This is a genomic window from Paenibacillus apii, from assembly GCF_011043685.1.
GTDB lineage: Bacteria > Bacillota > Bacilli > Paenibacillales > Paenibacillaceae > Paenibacillus_AQ > Paenibacillus_AQ sabinae.
The window spans coordinates 23945-45265 of record NZ_JAAKGU010000019.1 but is presented as its reverse complement, the minus strand read 5'-3'; the positions used below and the strand labels follow the sequence as shown (position 1 = coordinate 45265).

The 21321-nt window shown below is 54.5% G+C and carries 18 protein-coding genes and 1 other RNA gene; 2 read left to right on the top strand and 17 right to left on the bottom strand.

The features are described 5' to 3' along the window. Nucleotides 1-259 precede the first annotated feature (259 nt). The 14 genes from G5B47_RS24690 to rpoE form a co-directional block, all read right to left on the bottom strand. Nucleotides 260-526, bottom strand: a complete 267-nt coding sequence (locus G5B47_RS24690; RefSeq protein ID WP_025332666.1) for a pro-sigmaK processing inhibitor BofA family protein — start codon at nucleotides 524-526, stop codon at nucleotides 260-262. Nucleotides 527-556: 30 nt separating this feature from the next. Beyond that, nucleotides 557-808 carry a DUF2508 family protein gene (locus tag G5B47_RS24685; RefSeq protein ID WP_165103995.1) on the bottom strand — a complete coding sequence of 84 codons (252 nt, stop codon included), beginning with the start codon at nucleotides 806-808 and terminating at the stop codon, nucleotides 557-559. A 207-nt stretch (nucleotides 809-1015) separates the two neighbouring features. Further along, nucleotides 1016-1615 carry a recombination mediator RecR gene (gene recR, locus G5B47_RS24680; RefSeq protein ID WP_165104049.1) on the bottom strand — a complete coding sequence of 200 codons (600 nt, stop codon included), beginning with the start codon at nucleotides 1613-1615 and terminating at the stop codon, nucleotides 1016-1018. A gap of 40 nt (nucleotides 1616-1655) precedes the next feature. After that, complete coding sequence (locus G5B47_RS24675) at nucleotides 1656-1967, bottom strand: YbaB/EbfC family nucleoid-associated protein (RefSeq protein ID WP_025332663.1); 312 nt, start codon at nucleotides 1965-1967, stop codon at nucleotides 1656-1658. A gap of 54 nt (nucleotides 1968-2021) precedes the next feature. Continuing rightward, nucleotides 2022-3773 (bottom strand): DNA polymerase III subunit gamma/tau, encoded by a 1752-nt coding sequence (dnaX, locus tag G5B47_RS24670; RefSeq protein ID WP_165104047.1) that lies wholly within the window; start codon nucleotides 3771-3773, stop codon nucleotides 2022-2024. Nucleotides 3774-3912: 139 nt separating this feature from the next. Beyond that, nucleotides 3913-4180: signal recognition particle sRNA large type (gene ffs, locus G5B47_RS24665), an RNA gene on the bottom strand. Between the two features lie 187 nt (nucleotides 4181-4367). After that, nucleotides 4368-4565 (bottom strand): 50S ribosomal protein L31, encoded by a 198-nt coding sequence (gene rpmE, locus G5B47_RS24660; RefSeq protein WP_165104046.1) that lies wholly within the window; start codon nucleotides 4563-4565, stop codon nucleotides 4368-4370. Between the two features lie 133 nt (nucleotides 4566-4698). Further along, the gene (locus G5B47_RS24655; RefSeq protein WP_165104044.1) at nucleotides 4699-5976 is read right to left on the bottom strand and encodes a radical SAM protein; all 1278 of its coding nucleotides are present in this window, start codon (nucleotides 5974-5976) and stop codon (nucleotides 4699-4701) included. A 21-nt stretch (nucleotides 5977-5997) separates the two neighbouring features. Further along, a complete protein-coding gene (rho, locus tag G5B47_RS24650; RefSeq protein WP_165104042.1) occupies nucleotides 5998-7353 on the bottom strand; it encodes a transcription termination factor Rho in 1356 nt (451 codons plus the stop codon). Between the two features lie 460 nt (nucleotides 7354-7813). Beyond that, a complete protein-coding gene (locus G5B47_RS24645) occupies nucleotides 7814-9067 on the bottom strand; it encodes a UDP-N-acetylglucosamine 1-carboxyvinyltransferase (RefSeq protein WP_165104041.1) in 1254 nt (417 codons plus the stop codon). Between the two features lie 235 nt (nucleotides 9068-9302). After that, complete coding sequence (fba, locus tag G5B47_RS24640; RefSeq protein ID WP_165104039.1) at nucleotides 9303-10157, bottom strand: class II fructose-1,6-bisphosphate aldolase; 855 nt, start codon at nucleotides 10155-10157, stop codon at nucleotides 9303-9305. A gap of 288 nt (nucleotides 10158-10445) precedes the next feature. After that, entirely contained in the window at nucleotides 10446-10838 is a 393-nt protein-coding gene (locus tag G5B47_RS24635; protein WP_165104038.1) for a response regulator, read from the bottom strand. A 311-nt stretch (nucleotides 10839-11149) separates the two neighbouring features. Further along, on the bottom strand, nucleotides 11150-12757 hold the full coding sequence (locus G5B47_RS24630; protein WP_165104036.1) for a CTP synthase: 1608 nt from the start codon (nucleotides 12755-12757) through the stop codon (nucleotides 11150-11152). A 318-nt stretch (nucleotides 12758-13075) separates the two neighbouring features. Beyond that, nucleotides 13076-13639, bottom strand: coding sequence for a DNA-directed RNA polymerase subunit delta (rpoE, locus tag G5B47_RS24625; RefSeq protein ID WP_025332655.1), 564 nt, complete (start codon nucleotides 13637-13639; stop codon nucleotides 13076-13078). A 529-nt stretch (nucleotides 13640-14168) separates the two neighbouring features. Between rpoE and G5B47_RS24620 the strand changes: the two genes are divergently transcribed. After that, nucleotides 14169-15359, top strand: a complete 1191-nt coding sequence (locus tag G5B47_RS24620; RefSeq protein ID WP_165104035.1) for a S8 family peptidase — start codon at nucleotides 14169-14171, stop codon at nucleotides 15357-15359. A 125-nt stretch (nucleotides 15360-15484) separates the two neighbouring features. On the opposite strand, the gene argS is transcribed toward G5B47_RS24620, so the two are convergent. The 3 genes from argS to G5B47_RS24605 all read right to left on the bottom strand — a co-directional run bounded on the left by argS (nucleotide 15485) and on the right by G5B47_RS24605 (nucleotide 19093). Continuing rightward, nucleotides 15485-17170, bottom strand: a complete 1686-nt coding sequence (gene argS, locus G5B47_RS24615; protein WP_165104033.1) for an arginine--tRNA ligase — start codon at nucleotides 17168-17170, stop codon at nucleotides 15485-15487. A gap of 2 nt (nucleotides 17171-17172) precedes the next feature. Beyond that, nucleotides 17173-17610: a DUF1934 domain-containing protein gene (locus tag G5B47_RS24610; protein WP_165104032.1), complete on the bottom strand. Its 438-nt coding sequence runs from the start codon at nucleotides 17608-17610 to the stop codon at nucleotides 17173-17175. A 316-nt stretch (nucleotides 17611-17926) separates the two neighbouring features. After that, nucleotides 17927-19093 (bottom strand): WD40/YVTN/BNR-like repeat-containing protein, encoded by a 1167-nt coding sequence (locus tag G5B47_RS24605; RefSeq protein WP_165104030.1) that lies wholly within the window; start codon nucleotides 19091-19093, stop codon nucleotides 17927-17929. A 137-nt stretch (nucleotides 19094-19230) separates the two neighbouring features. Between G5B47_RS24605 and G5B47_RS24600 the strand changes: the two genes are divergently transcribed. Next, a complete protein-coding gene (locus G5B47_RS24600; protein WP_165104028.1) occupies nucleotides 19231-21297 on the top strand; it encodes a transglycosylase domain-containing protein in 2067 nt (688 codons plus the stop codon). Nucleotides 21298-21321 lie beyond the last annotated feature (24 nt).

Below are 21321 nucleotides of genomic sequence, written 5' to 3'. Positions count from 1 at the left end.
TGATAGCTCACATCAAACAAACTGACGAGAATTTCTTCTCAATTAATACTCACTCGTTGTTCAGTTTTCAAAGATCAAAGTCTCTTTCAGTTCGTCGCCGTGTCTCTTGCAGCGACCTTTATAATATATCACAGTCTAGTTGTTATCGTCAAGCACTTTTTATTTTTTCTTTTTCAAAGCACTTTTCGATAACCCGCTGCTTCATATCTGGCCCGAAGAGCCGAGTATTAATGTATCACATAACGCAAATGCGCGTCAACTACCCAAATAAGGTAATTTTTAAACCTACGAGCATGGCCACTCCAGGCAAACCCAGAACGGACACCGTTCCTATCGTTGCCGGGTTCAACGGGATGTACACTCCTCCGGCCAAATGCGTGAAATCGACGATATAAAGTCCAATTGCCGCCAGGATCAGGTGGGAGCCGAAAAGGCCCAGCCACCCCCAGCCCAATCTTTTCTTAAATACAACAGCCACCAACAGTACAGCAGAGAGAATTAGTATGCCTGACGCTACAATTTTCATTCCTGCTCCCCCCTTATCTTCAAAGCGGCATTACAGCCGGTCGCGGTTTAACCCGATTCTTTTGGCATGCTTCAGGTGAATTTGATACTTCCGTTCGGCCGCCTCCAAAATAAAAATGGCATAATCGATCTGGTCTTGGCCTACGGCTTCGTCAAACATCAGGTGAGCTCTTTCCCACTCCATATGAGCCTTCCTTATCTCGGTAAAAACATCCCAATGCTCCTCCTGAGCCTCTTCCTGCTCCTTGCCGTTCTGACTGCGCCACCCGCTCAACCAACCCATCCCGATTCCTCCTTTATGATGAAATTTATGGGAAGACGCCCTTCATCTCCGCATATTCTCATTCATATCGGGACAAGGCCAAACTTAGAACTATGAAGTAGCAGCCAAGGGTATTGTTTTTGTGGAGAGGCATCGGGATCGGGGAAGTTTCGGAAAACAAAAAAGAAGCCTTTAGGCAGGCTTCTTCCGCAATAGGACTCTATAGGATTAAAACAATTCGCGCCGGCCTTCCAGCGCTTTGGACAAGGTCACCTCATCCGCGTATTCGAGATCGCCGCCAACCGGCAGGCCGTGGGCAATCCTTGTTACTTTCACTTCAAAGGGACGGACGAGCCGGGAGATGTACATCGCTGTCGCTTCCCCCTCAATGTTGGGATTGGTCGCCAAAATAAGCTCCTGCACCCTCTCATCGCTGAGCCTTGTCAGCAGTTCCTTTAACCGAATGTCATCGGGTCCGACGCCCTCCATTGGCGAAATCGCGCCCTGAAGCACATGATAGAACCCATTAAATTCTTTGGTCCGCTCCATGGCGACAAGATCTTTGGAATCCTGCACCACGCAAATTACCGAAGAGTCTCGCGTCTTATCCTGACAGATCCGGCACGGGTCGGTATCGGTAATGTTGCAGCAGACCGAGCAATAGTGGAGATTGCGTTTCACGCTGACGAGCGCTTTGGCAAAATCAATCGCCTCGTCTTCCTTCATGTTCAGCACATGAAAGGCAAGCCGGGCGGCCGTCTTGGGGCCGATTCCCGGCAAACGCGTAAAAGCATCGATCAGCTTGGCAAGCGGTTCGGGGTAATACAATAGGGTATCTCCTTTATGATTAACTTAAGCCTTCACGTTGTTAGAACAGACCCGGGATCTTCATGCCACCGGTGAATTTGCCCATGTCCGAACTAGCCAGCTCTTCCGCTTTGGCCAGAGCGTCGTTTACGGCCGTAAGAACCAAGTCCTGCAGCATTTCCACATCTTCCGGATCTACCGCTTCCGGCTTGATCTCAATGGACAGCACCTTCTTGTGTCCGTTAACCTGTACGGTTACAACCCCGCCGCCGGAAGAGCCTTCCACCGTTTTGCTGCCAAGCTCTTCTTGGGCTTTCAGCATCTGTTCCTGCATTTTTTTAACTTGCTTCATCATTTGATTCATATTGTTCATTCGTGATCGTCTCCTTAATAACTGCGCGAGAGGCGCATAGGGTATACTTGCGGATTAATCTTTTATGACAACGAGGTCCTCGCCAAACAGCTGAATGGCCTCGTCAATCCAGGGTTCCTTGGAAGCCTCTCCGGTCTCGTGCTCATGCTCCAGACGCAGCTCCTCCTGATCTGGAGCCTTCGGCGATTTAACGGAGGCTTCGCTCCAATCGCGGAGCATGACCGTAACCAGCCGGTACGGCTTGCCGAGCCGGGTCTCCAGAACGCGTTCGATAACCTGCTTATTGGCCGGCTTCTCGGTCGTTTCCCGGTGGATCGTATTCTTGAAGGCAACCAGCACCGCGTCATCGGTCACCGATACGGGTTCGCCGTCGACAAACCAGGCGTGAACCGTCACCTTCTCTTCCTTAACAGACTGAAGCACCTGACCCCACTGCTTATAAACCGCCGCAAAATCACCGCTGTCCTTGCCCGATATGAATTTATCCATTTGCGGCGGAAGCTTGGAGACGGAAGAAATGCGCGGAGCCGAAGAAGATCGACCGGCTGCAGGCTTCGGCGCACCGCTCTCCCGGCCATTGGCTGCAATCCCGCCGGACTGGAGTGCCTGTTCCAGCTTCTTCTCTAAGGCGGCAATCTGCCGTTTGAGCACATCCAGTTCCCCTTGATCGGCCGGTGATGCGCCGCTCACGCGTGCCTGCGTCACGGGAGTATCATTGCTCTCCTTCGGACTGCACAGCTTCATCAGCGCCACCTCAAACAGCGTCTGGGGATGTGTGGCGTATTTCATCTCGCTCAAATAACGATTCAGCGTATCTACGATTTCGAACAGCCGATCACGCGAGAAAGCCTGTGCCATATCCTGAAATTCCGCCGGATTCAGCACTCTGTCGGTCAAGCCGGCAGAGCCCGGCACCATTTTGATCATAAGCAGATCGCGGAAGTAATAAAGCAGGTTCTCCAGGCATTTGTCGGCGCTCTTCCCCTCATGCATCAGCTGTTCGACCAGCTCGAGCAGCCCACCCATATCGCTCTCCAAGATGGCTTTGGCCAGCCGGGCGAATTGCTCCGCCGGTATGCCGCCGGTCATGCCCAGCACCTGCTGATAGGTCACATGGCCATCGGTAAAGGAGGAGATCTGATCCAGCACGCTGAGCGCGTCGCGCATCCCCCCGTCCGACAGGCGGGCAATGTACTGCAGCGCGTCGTCCTCGGCGGAAATGCCCTCCTTCTCGCAGATCACTCTCAGGCGGGCCGTCTGTTCCTCGAGCGAAACCCGGCGGAAATCAAAGCGCTGACAGCGCGAAATAATCGTCGCCGGCAGCTTATGAGGCTCTGTTGTCGCCAAAATAAACATCACATGCGCGGGCGGCTCCTCCAGCGTCTTCAGAAGAGCATTGAAGGCCTCCGTAGTCAGCATATGCACTTCGTCAATAATATACACTTTGCGCCGCACCTCGGTGGGTGCGTACTTCACTTTATCCCGCAGGTCGCGGATTTCCTCCACGCCCCGATTGGACGCAGCGTCGATTTCCTGCACATCCATCACCGCGCCCGAAGCAATCCGCAAGCAGGACGGACATTCATTGCACGGCTCCGGTCCCGGACCCCGCTCGCAGTTGACCGCTTTGGCCAACACCTTGGCGGCGCTTGTCTTGCCGGTGCCCCGGGGGCCGCTGAACAGATAGGCATGGGAAACCCGCTGCTCGCGAATCGCGTTCTGAAGCGTCTGGATAATGTGCTGTTGTCCGACCATGTCCTGGAACGCTTGAGGCCGCCAGGCACGGTACAGCGCGATGTGTTCCACTAGAGCATTACCCTCTTTCAACCGCCGCTTCCCGGGCGTTAATCGCTTCATTAATTATACTATATTCTCCGTCCCAAGACCAAAAACAAAAAGCATCTCCGCTTGTCGCAAAGATGCTTGATAGATTGCTAAGTATAAACCGCGCACCTGTTATTGATGACTGCGATCCGAGCGGCAACCCTACGCGGCTGCTCGGGCCAGGCTGCCCTCCGGCACAAGAGCAAACTTGCTTATGGCTGCTTCCTTCCGGACCTGACCAGGTTCACAAGCGCTCATTGCGGAGGACCCAACCGTCAACACAGCGCGTAGGGACCAAGCCTCACATCGACAGCACCTCTAACAGGAATTCAACCTCGCTATAGCGGATTGCGAGTTACAGGGCACCGCTACCTCCCCGTCTAGCACGGCGAAGATAAGTATAGCCTACGCCGGGGCAAAAATCAACTGGATAAGAAACCCGAAGCTGCCGCCTTTATTATGACAGTTATTCTTCCCAGGCAGCATATGAAATATATTGTGTAGTAAAAAAACGAAGCCCCCCGCCAAAAGGCGGAGGGCTTTCCACCGATTCTTGCCGACTTGCGGCAAACCGGATTAGATACCGTATTTCTTCTTGAATCTGTCGACGCGGCCGCCGGCATCCAGGAACTTCTGCTTGCCAGTGAAGAACGGATGGCATGCGGAGCAAATTTCGACGCGCAGCTCCTGTTTCACGGAACCAGCTTCGAATGTGTTGCCGCAGGCGCAAGTTACGTTTACGACATTATATTTCGGCTGAATTGCAGTTTGCATTTAAATTTCACCTCTTTTGCCCTGAGCCTCAGGCGGACTCAGAGTTAATATAAGACACATAGATGTAGTTTAGCACGAAATAAGCAGAGAGGCAATAGAAAGCTAATCGGGAATATGCGCTGCCTCTTTAAGGCTAAAAGCGGGCAATCGCTCTTTTCGTCCGGGCTTCTCCTGCCGGAGGAACATGCGTATACGAGCCGATGACCACTTCCGGCAATTCCTCACGGAAAATGTCGAGCATCGTCTTCATACCCAGAAGCTCTCCCTGCGACGGAGGAATCAGCTCAAGATAGCTCTCGGGGTCAATATTAAGATTGCGCATCTGGATCAGCTTGAGCCCGGTGCGCTTTACAAATTCGACCATGGCTTCAACCTCTTCTTCCCGGTCGGTTACCCCCGGAAATACAAGATAGTTAATGGAAGTGTAAACGCCCTGGGAGGACGCATATTTCAGCGACTTCTCCACACTAGCCAGAGAATAACCGCGCGGCTTGTAATAGGCGTTGTAGTGATCGTCCAGCGCGCTGATCGTGCTGACGCGCATCAAATCGAGTCCGGCGTCGACAATCCCCCGGATATGATCGCTCAGGCCGGCGTTAGTATTGATGTTGATGTACCCCATATCTGTAATCGATCGGACTTCCCGGATCGCCTCTATAATCAGCTTCGCCTGCGTCGACGGCTCGCCTTCGCAGCCCTGGCCGAAGCTGATAATGGATTCCGGCGTTTTCAGATGCTCCAGCATCACCTGTACAATCTCGTCCACTCTCGGCCGGAAATTCATCCGCGTCTGCGGCGAGACAAAGCCGCTGTCATCCGGCTGCTCGGAAATGCAGCCGAAGCAGCCGGCGTTGCATGAATACGACACGGGCACGCCGCCTTCCCAGCGGTTCAGAAAGGTATTCGAGGACGTCAGGCACTCATAGCCGAGCGCACAGTTCGAAAGATGTTCGTACAGCCGGTTCTCCGGATATTTGGCGGTTAAGGCGGCCACCCCGCTGCGAACCGCAGCGCGGTCGCAGTTAAGCGGATTCCACTTGAAAGGGTCATCCGTCTTCTCTGCGGCCACATAGAAGCCCCCGTCTTTCCATACGACGGCCGTATAACCGAACAGCGGCAGCTTGTAGGACTTATCCGTCTTGACATATCCCGGCAGACAGAGACGGGTATAGCCCTGCGGAAGCAGCGCTCCTACCGCCTGCGAGCCTTCCGGCAGCGGCAGCATCTCGCCGGTGGACGGGTTCATTCCGACGGCTCTTGAATTCGGCAGAAGAGAAAGCGTCGCCCCTTCCGGCAGCGGAATCAGTTCTTCTTCCAACAGTTCGACAATCATATCCCCGCTGCGGGCGAGCCCATGCAGCTCGGGATGATCGTATACATTTCCTTGCCCGTCGGCATATACCAAATGCATGTTATTCTCCTCTTGATTATCTTAGGTTGTAGTTGTGACCGAAGCCGCCTTGGCGCGCATCGGGCGCCGCGCGGAGGCGCCGCTGTTCGACGTCCCGCCGCTGCTCGCTGTCCCGCTAGCCGATTCCTTGTTCTCGGATGTATCGAAGGAAGCCAGGAACTCGGCGTTTGTCTTGGTGTTGCGAAGCTTTTTAATAAAGTTCTCCACAAAATCGTAGGAATCGTTCATGTTTTTGCGGATCGTCCAAATGGTATCCAGCTCTTCCTTGCTCAGCAGCACTTCTTCGCGGCGCGTGCCGGAGCGGCGAATATCGATAGCCGGAAAAATGCGGCGTTCCGCGAGCTTCCGGTCAAGATGCAGCTCCATATTGCCCGTGCCCTTGAACTCTTCATAAATAATATCGTCCATCCGCGAGCCGGTATCAATGAGCGCCGTCGCGAGAATTGTCAGACTGCCGCCTTCCTCGACATTGCGCGCAGAGCCGAAAAAGCGCTTCGGCCGGTGGAACGCCGCCGGGTCGATCCCGCCGCTAAGCGTACGGCCGGAAGGAGGGACAACGAGATTATAGGCGCGTGCAAGCCGGGTAATGCTGTCCAGCAGAATGACGACGTCTTTTTTATGCTCAACGAGACGAAGCGCCCGCTGGAGCACCAGCTCCGCCACCTTGATATGATTTTCAGGAAGCTCATCGAATGTCGAGGCGATGACTTCGCCTTTGACGGAACGCTGCATATCGGTCACTTCCTCGGGACGTTCGTCGATCAGCAGGACAAACAGTTCAATCTCAGGGTTGTTCGAGGAGATGCTGTTTGCAATTTCTTTGAGCAGGAGCGTCTTGCCGGCTTTGGGCGGAGCGACAATCAAACCGCGCTGTCCCAGGCCAACGGGCGCGAGCAGGTCCATAATGCGGGTGGACAAATGGGTAGGCGTTGCTTCAAGCGCAAGCTTATCTTGAGGATATAACGGTGTAAGGGCCGGGAAGTGAAGACGTTCGGCCGCACTGGCAGGATTCTCGCCATTGACGGCATTGACTTGCAGCAGTCCGAAATAACGCTCGTTCTCCTTGGGCGTTCGACACTTGCCGGATACCAAATCTCCGGTACGGAGATCAAATTTGCGAATTTGCGAAGCCGAAATATAAATATCCTCCGCGCTCGGCAAATAGTTGATCGGTCTGAGAAAACCGTAACCCTCCGGCAAAATTTCGAGCACGCCCTCCATAAACATCAGACCGCTCTGCTCTGCCTGGGCACGCAGTATGGCAAAAATCAATTCTCTCTTCTTCATCTGACCATAATAAGGAATCTGGTATTTCTTGGCCAGCTTGTATAGCTCGGTCAGCTTCATTTCTTCCAAGTCGGAAATTTGAAGATCCATATAATAACCACCTATTCAATTTATATAAGTTCAAAATGCGTGAGGTTGCACATTAAAAAAGCCAACTATGACATAAATTTGTCAGAAAGTTAGATGACATAATGCAGAGGGTGGGTGAGCGGCAACTGGACGGGCCGGGTGCCGGTGGATAACCGCAGGGCTCGACGCTTGCGGCATATGCCTGAATCAGAAGCGAGGAATCGGTTGAACAACAGCATATCGTTGCCGGTTGTAATGCAATACTTGATTTCACTTGGATTGTTTCGGTTGTACAGCAAAAATCCTCATTAGGATAGCATTACCCAAAATGGAGGAAGATATGCAGATTTTTGCAAATCTTTTTGAAAAATCGGGGAATAATTCATTAGCGAACATCATGGCGGCACGCCGATAAGTCATAAGTCTTCGCTACCCGGCGAACCTCCATGCGTTCCGCTTCAGAAATTAAAGTGCTTGAGGACTACTCTTCCTCCCGCCAAACCTCGGCCCCCAGCTCACGGAGATTGGATACGAGATTGTCGTAACCGCGGTCGATATATTCGACTCCTGTTACTTCCGTTATGCCGTCTTCAACGGTCAGTCCGGCAATGACAAGCGCGGCGCCGGCCCTAAGGTCGGCCGCTCTGACTTTGGCCGCATTGAGTTTGTTACCCTCAATAATGGCCGATCTTCCTTCAACGCGTATCTTCGCCCCCATGCGCAGCAGCTCCGGCACATGCTTGAAGCGGTTGCTGTATACGAAGTCGCTAAGCACGCTTACGCCCTTCGCCTGAGTCAGCATCGTGGTCATCGGCGATTGCAGATCGGTAGCGAAGCCGGGATAGACGAGCGCCTTGACATCGGCCGGTTCGTAGACCGCTTTACCGATAACCCGGATACTCTCATCGAGTTCCTCGACTTCGACGCCCATTTCCAGCAGCTTGGCCGTCAGCGCCTCCAGATGCTTGGGAATTACATTGTCAATAAGTACATTGCCGCGTGTAGCAGCCGCAGCGATCATGTAGGTACCCGCCTGAATCCGGTCGGGGATAATAGAGTGACGGCACCCGTGCATTTCCGGCACGCCTTCAATCCGTATCGTTTCGGTTCCGGCACCTTTAATAATGGCGCCCATGGAATTAAGCAAAGTGGCTACATCTATAATCTCAGGCTCTTTGGCCGCGTTTTCGATAATGGTAGAGCCTTTGGCCCGGGAAGCCGCAAGCATAATGTTAATTGTCGCGCCGACGCTGGATACGTCAAGATAAATCTTTGCGCCGCGCAGTTCTTTGGCATACAGGTGAATGGCACCATGTTCGTTGGTGACGGTCGCCCCCAGCGCCTCAAATCCCTTGATATGCTGATCGATTGGTCTCGGTTCGAAATTGCAGCCTCCGGGAAGTCCGATGGTCGCTTCTTTGAAGCGTCCCAGGAGCGCTCCCATCATGTAATAAGAAGCCCGAAGCTTCTTGACAGGACCGTTGGGCATAGGAATGGATATAATTTGGGAAGGATCGATTCTCATCTGGCTGTCCGACCAGACTACTTTGGCGCCAAGCTCTTGCAGAATTTCAGAATAGACGGCCACATCGCTAAGGGAGGGCAAGTTATCCAGAACAACTTCCGATTCAGCCAAAATCGCCGCAGGTATGAGCGCAATCGCACTGTTCTTTGCACCGCTGATCGTCACCATGCCTTGCAGCGGACGCCCACCGCCAATCATTAATTTTTCCATTGATTATATGGTTCCCCCTAGATGTATTGCAGCTGCTTTCGATCATAATAGCTCGTAAGACGGCGGAAAGCACAGCAGGGCTGCTGAAACGCAGCCCCGCTGCCCGCATCGTATTCATCCGAAAGGAAAAAATTCTGTATTTAAATGGAAAGACACCGGCTAAGCGGTGTGCTCTCCAAATCATGCTATTCCATTCATTATAACCGATTAAAGCTGACTAGCCCATTATACACGATTAAGCTTTGTTGTTGGAACCGAATTCGCGGATTTTTCCGATAACGGTTTGTTTGATAGCTTCGCGGCCCGGTGCGATAAATGTACGAGGGTCATAAGCGTCCGGTTTAGCTGCCAGCACTTCGCGAACAACCTTGGCGAATGCGATTTGGTTCTCGGTGTTTACGTTAATTTTGGAAGTTCCGAGGGAGATCGCTTTGTCAATGTCATGTTTCGGAATACCGGTACCGCCATGAAGAACGAGCGGAATTTTAACGGCGTCGCGAACTTCTTCCATTTCCTTGAATCCAAGGTTAGGCTCGCCGAGGTAAGGACCATGAACGGAACCCAGAGCCGGAGCCAGAGCGTCAACACCGGTCTCTTGTACAATCGCTACGCACTCTTCCAGCTTGGCGTACATAATGCCGCCCACAACGTCGTCTTCTTGTCCGCCAACCGTACCAACTTCGGCTTCTACGGAAGCGCCTTTGGAATGCGCGTAGTTAACGACTTGCTTGGTCATTTCGATATTTTCTTCAATCGGATGGTGGGATCCGTCGATCATAACGGAAGTAAATCCGGCGTCGATGGCTGCTTTACATTTCTCAAAGCTGGATCCATGGTCAAGGTGAATCGCTACAGGAACAGTAATATTCATGTCTTGAATAAGACCTTCTACCATTTTGACCACCGTGTTGAAACCGCCCATATGACGCGCTGCGCCTTCGGACACACCCAGAATAACCGGGGATTTCTCTTCTTCTGCGGCGCCCAAAATCGCTTGGGTCCATTCCAGGTTGTTAATGTTGTATTGACCAACCGCGTATTTCCCTTCAAGAGCTTTGTTCAACATGTCTGTAATAGATACCAATGGCATAGTTCATCCTCCTAAAAATGGTTTCTCGCTTTTTTTAAGCCGACATCACATACAGGCCTATTATAGCACAACCTGTCTCAAATACTAAAGAGTTTAGACAAAAAAATGTCCCGGCGGGACGAAATTCGCCCAACCACCTGATGTCAAGATGATGTTACCATCCGGTCTTCTTTTTATTACCCTAAATGTTCCCGATGCATACATCCGGAAATAGTCCTGCGACTATCGATCGAGGGCCGGTAGAATGGCCTCAAAAAAGGGACTCTGCTTATCGCAGAATCCCCGGCTTTAACTGTAGCGGTCCACAGAACCTGTCCGTAAATGCATGTTGACCGCAACGCGCATTTCATCGATATCGAACGGCTTGGTGAAATGCATAAGCGCCCCAAGTTTCGTCGCTTCCTTGATCATGTCCAGCTCGCCGTACGCCGTCATCATGATAACCTTGATCTCCGTGTTGATCTCTTTAATATGCTTTAAAATTTCCAGTCCGTCCATTCCCGGGATTTTCATGTCGAGGAGAACCAAATCGGGGCAGTCGCTGCGCACAATATCCAAAGCCGCTTTTCCGTTGGCTGCCTGGAATGTCGTGTAGCCTTCGCTATTAAAAACCTCCATAAGCAGGATCCGAATCCCGTTTTGGTCATCGACGATTAATACTTTCTTTTTCTTTTTCTCCATTCGTAACCCTCCCTGATATGTGGCAGATCCACCTTACCTCGTCCGACGGTCTTCTCAAAAATCCATACGAAGAACTATAATTCGTGCTTAACCGGGAAACTCCTGCTAACTGGTAAAAAATGCGTAATTATACGTCATAAAACAGTACAAAGGCAGGTTGCCCGGCCCAAGTAAAATTCCAGCCGCAAAATTCGGCCTGGACATTAGGGCATATTCAGGGATGGCCGATCCCGACGCACCATAAAAAAAGAGCCTCCCGCCAGGGAAGCTCTTCATTTTTCGGAGAATCCGATATAATGTGCCGGCTGAGCCTACAATTGCTCCGCGTGGGCAAGCGAGGCTTTGACAAATTCACGGAACAGCGGCTGCGGACGGTTCGGACGGGAAGTGAATTCCGGATGGAACTGAACCGCCAGGAACCACGGATGGCCCGGAAGCTCTACGATCTCAACCAAACGTCCGTCCGGGGAAGTGCCGGAAATCAGCAGGCCTGCTTTTTCAATTTGATCGCGGTAGGAGTTATTGAACTCGTACCGGTGACGATGGCGCTCATACACCAGTTCATCTCCGTAGCAGGACATCGCCAGGGAATTCGGCTGAAGCTTGCAGGGATAAAGTCCCAGACGCATGGTGCCCCCAAGGTCCTCGATATCCTTCTGTTCGGGGAGCAGGTCGATGACCGGATACGGCGTCGCCGGATCGATCTCCGAGCTGTTCGCTCCCGCGAGTCCCAGGATTGAGCGGCCGTATTCAATAACGGATACCTGCATACCGAGGCAAATACCGAAGAAAGGCACACCTTTCTCACGGGCATAACGGATCGCGGTAATCTTGCCTTCGATGCCCCGGTCGCCGAAGCCTCCGGGCACCAGAATTCCGCCGACGCCGCGAAGCACCTCGTCCACATTCTCGTTCGTGATCTCTTCAGCGTTTACCCAGCGGATGTTGACTTCGGAATTAGCGTCGAATCCCGCGTGGGAAAGAGACTCCACCACACTGAGGTAAGCGTCGTGCAGCGCCACATATTTGCCGACAATCGCGATCTCGACGTTGCGCTCCAGCTTGTTGATGCGGGCAAGCAGAGCTTCCCACTCGCTCATATCCGGCGCCGGCGTAGTCAGCTTCAGGTGGTTGACGACAATCTCGTCAAGACCTTCGTTACGCAGATTAAGCGGAACCTCATAGAGCGTCGAGGCGTCGCGGCATTCCACAACCGCATTCGCGTCGATATCGCAGAACAGGGCAATCTTGGCCTTCATGTCCGCGGAAAGCTCATATTCCGTACGGCAGACAATGACATTCGGCTGAATCCCGATGCTGCGGAGCTCTTTGACGCTGTGCTGGGTCGGTTTCGTCTTTACTTCGCCCGCAGCCTTGATATAAGGAATGAGGGTTACGTGGATATACATTACATTTTCACGGCCGATATCGCTCTTGATTTGACGGATGGCTTCAAGGAAAGGCAAACTCTCGATGTCGCCAACGGTGCCGCCGATCTCGGTAATGACAACGTCCGAGCCGGTCTCGCGGCCCGCGCGGAATACACGTTCCTTGATCTCATTTGTAATATGAGGAATGACCTGCACCGTGCCTCCTAGATACTCGCCGCGCCTTTCCTTGCTGATCACCGAGGAATACACTTTGCCTGTCGTGACGTTGCTGTTCTTGGACAGGTTGATGTCAATGAAACGCTCGTAGTGCCCGAGGTCAAGGTCGGTCTCCGCTCCGTCATCCGTAACAAATACCTCACCGTGCTGGTAGGGACTCATCGTTCCCGGGTCCACATTAATGTACGGATCGAATTTCTGAATCGTTACCTTAAGACCCCTGTTTTTAAGCAGCCTGCCGAGCGAAGCGGCCGTAATTCCCTTGCCCAGGGAGGACACTACGCCACCCGTTACAAAAATATACTTTGTCAATGCATAACCCTCCTAAATAATATCCGTAAAATCAGGCGATGTATGATGTTATCGTAACCCGTTTCCAGAGCGGCAAAACGGAGAAAATCAAAATCGCCCAAATGTCTCGGGGAAGCCTGTCCGCCACTTTCGACTGATCGTTATCACAGCGTGTTCCGGCACCAACATATATCTAAAAAACAAAAAAGTGACACCCGCAGAACCGGGGGCACTTTTTATTTTTAAAAATATAGAATTTAATTTCATCAAAAGCCCATCAAATAGTTTACTCTGTAGGCTTTATTGATGTCAAGCAAGAAATATTGGACCAAAAAAGTCTTAATATTTGTCGTCTTCTTCCTCTTCCTGGTCGTCGTCTTCGCTCTCTTCTTCGGAGTCTTCTTCGTCCAGATCCTCGTCATCGAGGTCTTCATCATCCATAACGACTTCTTCGTCGACTTCATCTTCGCTGTCATCATCGGAGTACAGATCGTCACGGTCTTCGTCGATCACGTCGAAGTCATCATCATCGCCGGAGTAGGAATCCTCTTCCTCGGCGAAATCTTCATCGTCCAGATCGTCGTCTTCATCATTGATGATGCGCGGACGCTTGGAGTTGCCGATCGGATCGTCGGAGCGCTCCAGCGGATACCAGCGTTTCAGACCCCACAGGTTGGTTCCGACACAGGCAAAACGCCCGTCGATATTAATTTCGGTATATAACTGGGCAATCGTATCGTTAATCTCTTCTTCGGTCATTCCGCGCAGCTTGGCCACTTCGGCCATCAGATCACGGTAATAGAACGGCGTATTGGCCGCTTTCAGAATCAGAAACGCCAGGTCCACCATCGGCATTTCTTTGATTTTTTCAGGATCCAGCTTCAAATTAAGTGGCGTACTCACTTCGGGACACTTCCTCTCACGCATTGTTCACGCTATGGCTTGATTCGGCCGTTATTTCGTTAACATTCATTGACAAACCTAAGTAAAACCTATTTGAGAACAAAATGCAAGTCAAATTGGCGCATACCCCTGCCCCTTGTTCCGAAAGGCCAAAATCAACCGTTTCAAGCAGTTTTCCCGAAAATCCGGACAGGCAAAAGTCTGGTCAAAAACGGAATGCGCAAAGCCCTGTCTGCCGGCAGCGAAAAAGCAAGAACCCGGGAAGGAGACTGCTGCCGCTTCGCTGCCTGGCGCTATGTATGAAATGAAAAGGCGGAGGAAGTTCCTCCGCACCTGACTGTATCCACGCCAAGGGTCGGCTCGGCGTTTGTTTCAAAGAGGGCCTTCCCTCTTACACTATTTTATGTATCGGCCTCTCTTTTGACACGACAGACGGCCTATTTCTGAAAAAAAAGGCAGGCTCCCACGCGGGCTTCTCCCCCTCCTCATAAAATATGGAAGCACGGCAGCAGGAGGGGATAGCCAAACAATGGACCTTCACGAATTTTGGAAATTGGTGCTTGAAGAAGCGGCTGCCGCTCCCGGGAACGCAGAACGGCGAATCGTTACTTTTCACGATCCCCGTCAGTATGCCGGGGCGCTGTCGCAGTGGAAATCCCTGAAGTCCCGCCGGCCCGGACTGCGCAGGGTCAAGGCGTCTCCGCTGATCCGGGCTTTTTTTGTGCCGGCGGCCGGAGCCGTGAAGCTGATGCAAAGATATGGGGAAGCAATTGCCGTCGAAGAAGATTTGCGTATTCAAATCCATTCAAAAGCCCCTCCCCTCTCAGCGTATAAGCCTCCGCACTCTCTGCCCTGGGGCGTCCGTGCAATTCACGCTCCCCAGGCCTGGTCGAGATCGACCGGCGTTCATATTAAAATCGGCGTCATCGATACCGGAGCCGATTTCCTCCATCCCGATCTCAAATCTTCACTCGCCGCCGGAGTCAATCTGCTGCATCGCGGCATGCTGCCGATTGACGATAACGGGCACGGCACGCATATCGCCGGTACACTCGCCGCCTCAGGCGGCACTCGGGGCATGATGGGGGTGGCGCCGCGCGCCCTGATTTACCCGGTCAAAGCCTTTGATCATACCGGCTCGGCGTTCGTGTCCGATATCGTTCTCGCCATCGATTGGTGCGTTCAGAACCGGATCGACCTCATTAATATGAGCTTCGGAATGAAGAGCCGAAGTATAGCGCTTCACGATGTTGTCATCAAAGCCTACCGTGCGGGCATTCCGATTATTGCCTCGTCGGGCAATGACGGCAAGCGGGGAGGAGACTATCCGGCCCGCTACAGCGAGACGATCGCCGTCGGCGCCATCGACCGCAAGCGCCGCGTCGCCTCCTTCAGCAACCACGGAGCTTATATCGATGTATACGGCCCGGGGGAGAACGTTCCTTCCTGCTGGCCGAAGGACAGCTATAAGGAAATGAGCGGCACCTCCATGGCGACCTCGCATGTGACGGGAGCCGCCGCCCTGCTGCTCGCCCTGCGCCCGGGCACGACGCCCCGGGAGCTGAAGCAGATGCTGCGCCGCTCCTCAGCGCCGCTGCTGCTGCGCAAGGGCCAGCGCCGGGCCGCGCTTGGCGGCGGGGCGCTGGACGCGATGCGCCTGCTGCGGTCGCGGGCGAGACGGCAGAAATGCGCAAATTCGGGGCCGCGCGTGCCGGGATGAAGCGCAGGGGCAGCAAGCAGCAGCTTCATTTGACAGGTACTAAAAAAGCCGCCCTTTTGAGCGGCTTTTCAAGCTTGTATGCGTTTCAAAAGCGGCAGGCTTCCGCCGCATTTGGTGAAAGGCGGCTACATCCGGTCCGGCGCCGTCACGCCGACAAGGCGCAGCACGTTCGCGATGGACTGGCGAACGGAGCCGAGCAGCGCGAGCCGCGCCAGCGTCTGGGCGGCATCTTCGGTGATGACGCGTTCCGCTTTGTAGTAGCTGTGGAAGAGAGCCGCCAGCTCGTACACATAGCGGATCAGGCGGTGCGGCGCATAGCCCTCGGCGGCCAGAGCCACCTCGAACGGAAGCTCGCCGACTTTGCGAAGCAGGGCGTATTCATGCTCCGCCGTCAGCTTCGAGTAGTCGATGGCGGACAGTTCGGGCAGGGTTATACCCTGCTCCTCGGCTTGACGGAATACGCTGCAAATACGCGCGTGCGCGTATTGTACATAGAACACCGGATTTTCGTTTGAGGTCGATACAGCAAGATCCATGTCGAAGTCCAGATGGGAATCCATGCTTCGCATGGTGAAGAAATAGCGGATCGCGTCGACGCCGACTTCGTCCATCAAGTCTTCCATCGTGACCGCCTTGCCGGTCCGCTTGGACATTTTCACCTTCTCGCCGTCCTGGAACAGGCTGACCATTTGGGCGATCAGCACGACCAGCTTGCCCGGATCATTGCCCAGTGAGGCCATCGCCGCTTTCATCCGCGGAATGTAGCCGTGATGGTCGGCGCCCCAGATATTGATCATTTTGTCGTATCCGCGGGCGTATTTGTCTCTGTGGTAGGCAATGTCCGGCGTAAGATACGTATAGGTGCCGTCGTTCTTGATCAGCACGCGGTCCTTGTCGTCGCCGTACTTGGTCGTGTGCAGCCAGGTGGCTCCGTCCTGCTCGTACACTTCGCCGCGGTCCCGCAGCTCGTCAAGAGCTCGCAGCACTTCCCCGGTCTCATACAGCGAGGTTTCGCTGAACCAGATGTCAAACGGCACGCGGAAGCGCCCCAGATCGCGTTTGATTTTGTCCAGCTCCTTCTCCAGCCCGTAAGCGCGGAAAAAGGCCGCCCGGTCTCCGGGGGTCATCTCCAGCAACGATTCGCCCTTTTCGGCAACAAGCTCTTTGGCAAAGCCTTTGATGTCTTCGCCGAAATAGCCGTCCTCCGGCATCTCCGCCGGCTGGCCCAGCTCCTGCAGATACCGGGCCTCGATCGACTTGCTCAGGTTGGCGACCTGGTTCCCTGCGTCGTTGATATAATATTCGCGGGTAACGCTGTACCCGGCAAAATCGAGCACGTTGCAGAGCGCATCCCCTACGGCTGCGCCGCGGGCATGGCCAAGGTGCAGGCTGCCCGTCGGGTTGGCGCTGACGAATTCGACTTCCACCTTCTGTCCCTCACCAGCATCGGTGCGGCCGTAATCGTCCCCCTGCTCCAGGGAAAGCGCGATGACCGGATACAGATACGACTTGGACAGCGTAAAGTTGATAAATCCCGGTCCGGCGATTTCCGCTTTTTCAATCGAAGCCTTGCTAAGATCCAGATGCTCCACAATCGCCTCGGCGATCTGGCGCGGATTGCGCTTGGCGATCTTGGTCAGCTGCATGGCGGCGTTGGTTGCCAGATCGCCATGGGCTTTGTCCTTCGGCACTTCCAGCACAATGACCGGAAGCTCTTCCCGCTGAACCAGACCGGCCGCGATAATCGCGTCGGCGATGGCTTCTTTCACCCTTTCATTGACCAGGGCAAGCGGATTTTGACTTTGTTTCATCTTTAAGGTTCCTCCTGTATATGCAAACTGATGGCAAACTGTCCCGACGGCTCGTCGTACACATATAACTCGTATTCCCATGCTGCCGTCAGGGAACGTCCCTGCCTCGAGATGCCGAGCGTGCTTGTCTCGGTGGAAAGATTGAATTGGGTATATGGAGAACGGTAAAATCCGGGCAGGCGCCGTCCGCTCTGAAAAGACTGCTCCGACTCGACTCCGCCATGGCGGATGATACGCAGCTCGTCCTCCAGAATCTTGATCGTTGTCCGCACGGAGACTTCAGGGCCCTGCGGTCCCTGTCCGGGCTCCTCAAAACGGATGTATAGCTGCTTCCCCTTCTGCACAGCCTCTCCGCCTACGCTGAGAACGCTTGTCTCCCCATCGTGCCGGCTGGCGAGCGTAATGGAAACGCCATATTTATGCGGCTGGTTGTCTGGCACCCTCGCCCCTCCATTCTTCGCTGCTGATCTTTACGCGCGGGCCGTCTCTATCCCATTGTTCTACTATAATCAGTTCACCGGGCCAATTCAATCGCTATATTAATGAACATTTCAATATGTATAATTTTAACATACCGCTCTTTAAAATCACACTCGTAAGGACCGGCAGCGCTGATCTATAGGAGATAAAAAAGGGGCCCAGCAGCCATTACAGGCGCTTAAGCCCCCCATTCAAGAGGCACTCTATGGCCAGCATCCTTACGCTATCGCCATTATGCCGCCCGCTTCCAAACATGCTCGGCCGTACAAATAATCCTTATTTCGCATGAAAAGAGAACTTCTGCTTCCATGTGAAGCCGCCGTCCTGCGTCGCATACAGCGAAGACTGCTCCGGCCCTCTGACGGCAAGCCAGCCCTCCTTGGCTCCGGTGAATGAAATCACCCCGTCAAATCCCGGAATGCCGGGCAAATTGCTCCACTGTCTGCCCCCCGTGTAGGAGCGGCCGACGCCGACCTGTTCTCCAGCCGGTGAATAGCCGAGGAGGAAGGCGGCGCCGCCGGCCAGCTGCATATTGCCGGGCTTGCCGGAGACCGGACCCTTCGGCAGCGGATTTCCGCCGCTTCCGGGCGCCGGTCCGCCGCCCGCCGTCGACTGGGCGATGACGCGCCGCCAGCTCCCGCCGCCATCCGGGCTGGCGTACAAGGAATAGGAGGTCTGGGACATGCCGGTTCCCCCGTACAGCACCCCCCATACTTGACTGCCCTTGGCGTAAATATCACCGAATTCCGGATAGGAGAACGCTGATTTCAGCTGAAGCGACCAGCTCTTGCCTCCATCGGACGTCCTTCTGATCCGGTAGCCCTCGCCCGGAGCGACCGTCACCGCCCAGCCGCTGCTGCGGCTGGTAAAGACCGCGCCGCGGGTATTGGCGGGCGTCGGAATTCTGCTCCAGCTCTCCCCGCCGTCTGCGGTGTAATAGGCAAAGGCCCGGTCATAGGCAAATCCGTGCTGCCGGTCTAAAAAATCGATTTTTGTAAACGTAACCGGGCCGCTGGAGAGCCGTTTCCAGTGCGACCCTCCGTCCGTCGTCCGGATCAAATATGCAGATTGTCCGTTCTGTACGGACGCCAACGCCCAGCCGTAGACGTTATCGGGAAAATCGATTTGCCGGAAAGACCACTGGCCCTCGTAAATCGTCTGAAACGTGCAGCCGCCGTCCGACGTCCCGATCATGAAGCCGTTCCCGGCCCCGCGGCCGGTTTTTGCGCCTAAAAACTGAATATCGGAAAAGGCCAGCGGCGATTCATCCGCGTTTGTATGCTTTTGTTGAAGCTTCTGGAGCAGTCCGTGATCGCCGGTACCGCAGACGGGCGCCTGCGCCGCCCCTGCCCGAGGCATATCCGCGCTCCAGCCGGTCAAGGCTAGCAGAACCGCCGAAAGCAACATCAGCGCGTTATTTCGTAATTTTTTAGTCCATATCATGTCAGCACCTCCCATTATCTATTACCCGGCTGTCGCCAAGGCCATGCGCGGATTCCCCCTCCTTTAATGAATATCCAACCTACTCCTTCCCCATAATGAGTAGAAGAATCCATTTTTGTGCAAAGGAGCATGGTGTCATGCCGTTTGAATCCCCGGATAAGCCTATACGGAAAAAAAGCCGCTGGCGCATGGCCCTACGGCTGCTGGCCGGCACCGCGGTCCTGCTCTTTCTCACCGCCGGAGCGCTGCTCGGCTATGTATACAAGAAGGATCTCCCGCCGATTCCGGACGATGCCCGCTCCAGGCTGCTGGACTCCCGGGGAAATGTCCTGGCCGTCTTCTCGCAAGACGGGCGCAGCCATGATCCGGTCGGGCTTAAAGAGATCTCCCCTTTCCTGATTCAGGCGACGCTGGCGGTCGAGGACCGCAAATTTTATGAGCATACCGGATTTAATTTCAAGAGCATGGGGCGGGCGGCACTGGTTAATCTGGAACAAGGAAGCCGCTCCCAGGGCGCCAGCACGCTGACCCAGCAGCTTGCCCGCAACCTGTATCTTTCTCATGAAAAGACGTGGACCCGCAAGGCGAAAGAAGCATTTTATACACTGCAGCTGGAAATGAAGTACAGCAAGGACGACATTTTGCGCATGTACCTCAATGAAATCTATTACGGCCATGGCGCATACGGCGTCGAGGCGGCTTCCCGGATGTACTTCGGGAAGTCCGCCGGTTCGCTCGACCTTGCGGAAAGCGCGCTTCTGGCCGGGATTCCGAAGGGGCCGACGTATTATTCCCCTTACAATCACCCGGAGAACGCCAAGAAACGCCAGAAAATCATCCTGTCCTCCATGGTCCAGACGGGTGAAATAACGCAGGCGGAGGCCGAGCGGGCGACTGCGGAGACGCTGAATATCAAGCCGCGGGAACAGCAGACGGCTTCGCAGTCCGCTCCCTACTTCCGCGACTATGTCGGCGCCTCGGCCGCCAAGCTGCTCGGCATCAGCCAAAGCGAGCTGGAGCTGGAAGGGCTGAGCGTGTACACGACGCTTGATCCCGACATGCAGAGGGCGGCCGAAGAAGCGGTCGAGCAAGGGATGGCGGGAGCGGGCGGCCTGGAGACGGCGCTTGTCTCCGTTGATCCCCGAACCGGATATATCAAGGCCATGGTCGGAGGCGTCAATTACCGGGCCAACCAGTTCAATCATACGCTCACGAAGACCCGCCAGCCCGGCTCCTCTTTCAAGCCGATTATGTATTTAACCGCGCTGTCCGAGAAGAAAATGACGGGGCTTACCGTCTTCAACAGCCAGCCGACCCTGTTTCATTACGATAACAACCGCAAGACGTACCAGCCCCGGAATTTCGGCGATAAATACCTCGGCGAGATCAATATGCGGCAGGCAATTGCCGCCTCGGACAATATTTACGCCGTCAATACCATCATGAAGGTGGGGCCGGAGAAGGTCATCGAAATGGCCCGCAAGATGGGCATCATCAGCCCGCTGTCGGACGTGCCATCGCTTGCGCTCGGCGCTTCGCCGGTCAGCCCGCTGGAAATGGCCGGAGCCTTCTCGGTCATCGCGAGCGGGGGCGTCAAGATGCCGGTGACGGCTATCCTGAAGATAACGGACGCCAAGGGGAACATCCTGTATGAAGCGCCCCGGACGGAAGGAGAAAGCGTCGTCCCGCCGGCAGCCGCCTATGTGCTGACCCGGCTGATGGAAGGGGTGTTCGAGACGGGCGGGACGGGCAACCGGGTAGCCTCACTGATCAAGCGGCCCGTCGCAGGCAAGACCGGAACAACGGATACCGATGCCTGGATGGTCGGCTTTACGCCGGAGCTGGCTACCGCCGTCTGGGTAGGCTATGACAAGGGACGCGATATTACGACCACCGAAGGGAGACGGGCGGCGCCAATTTTTGCACAGTACACGGAAAAGGCGCTGGAGAATGTGCCGCCGAAGATTTTTCCCATTCCTGACGGCGTCGTCAGCGTCTACATCAACCCCGAATCCGGCAAACTTGCCACTTCGGCCTGCCCCGACAAAGCGCTGGAAACCTTTATCAGCGGCACCGAGCCGACCGCCTACTGCGATTTGCACGGAAGCGGCAAGCAAGGACCGACGGGAAATGACGCCGGAAAAGGCGTGGCCGGAGAGGACGGGTCCTGGTGGAGCGATATCAAGCGCTGGTGGCTCAATTAGCTCCCACTCCTTGCGCGGCGGGTG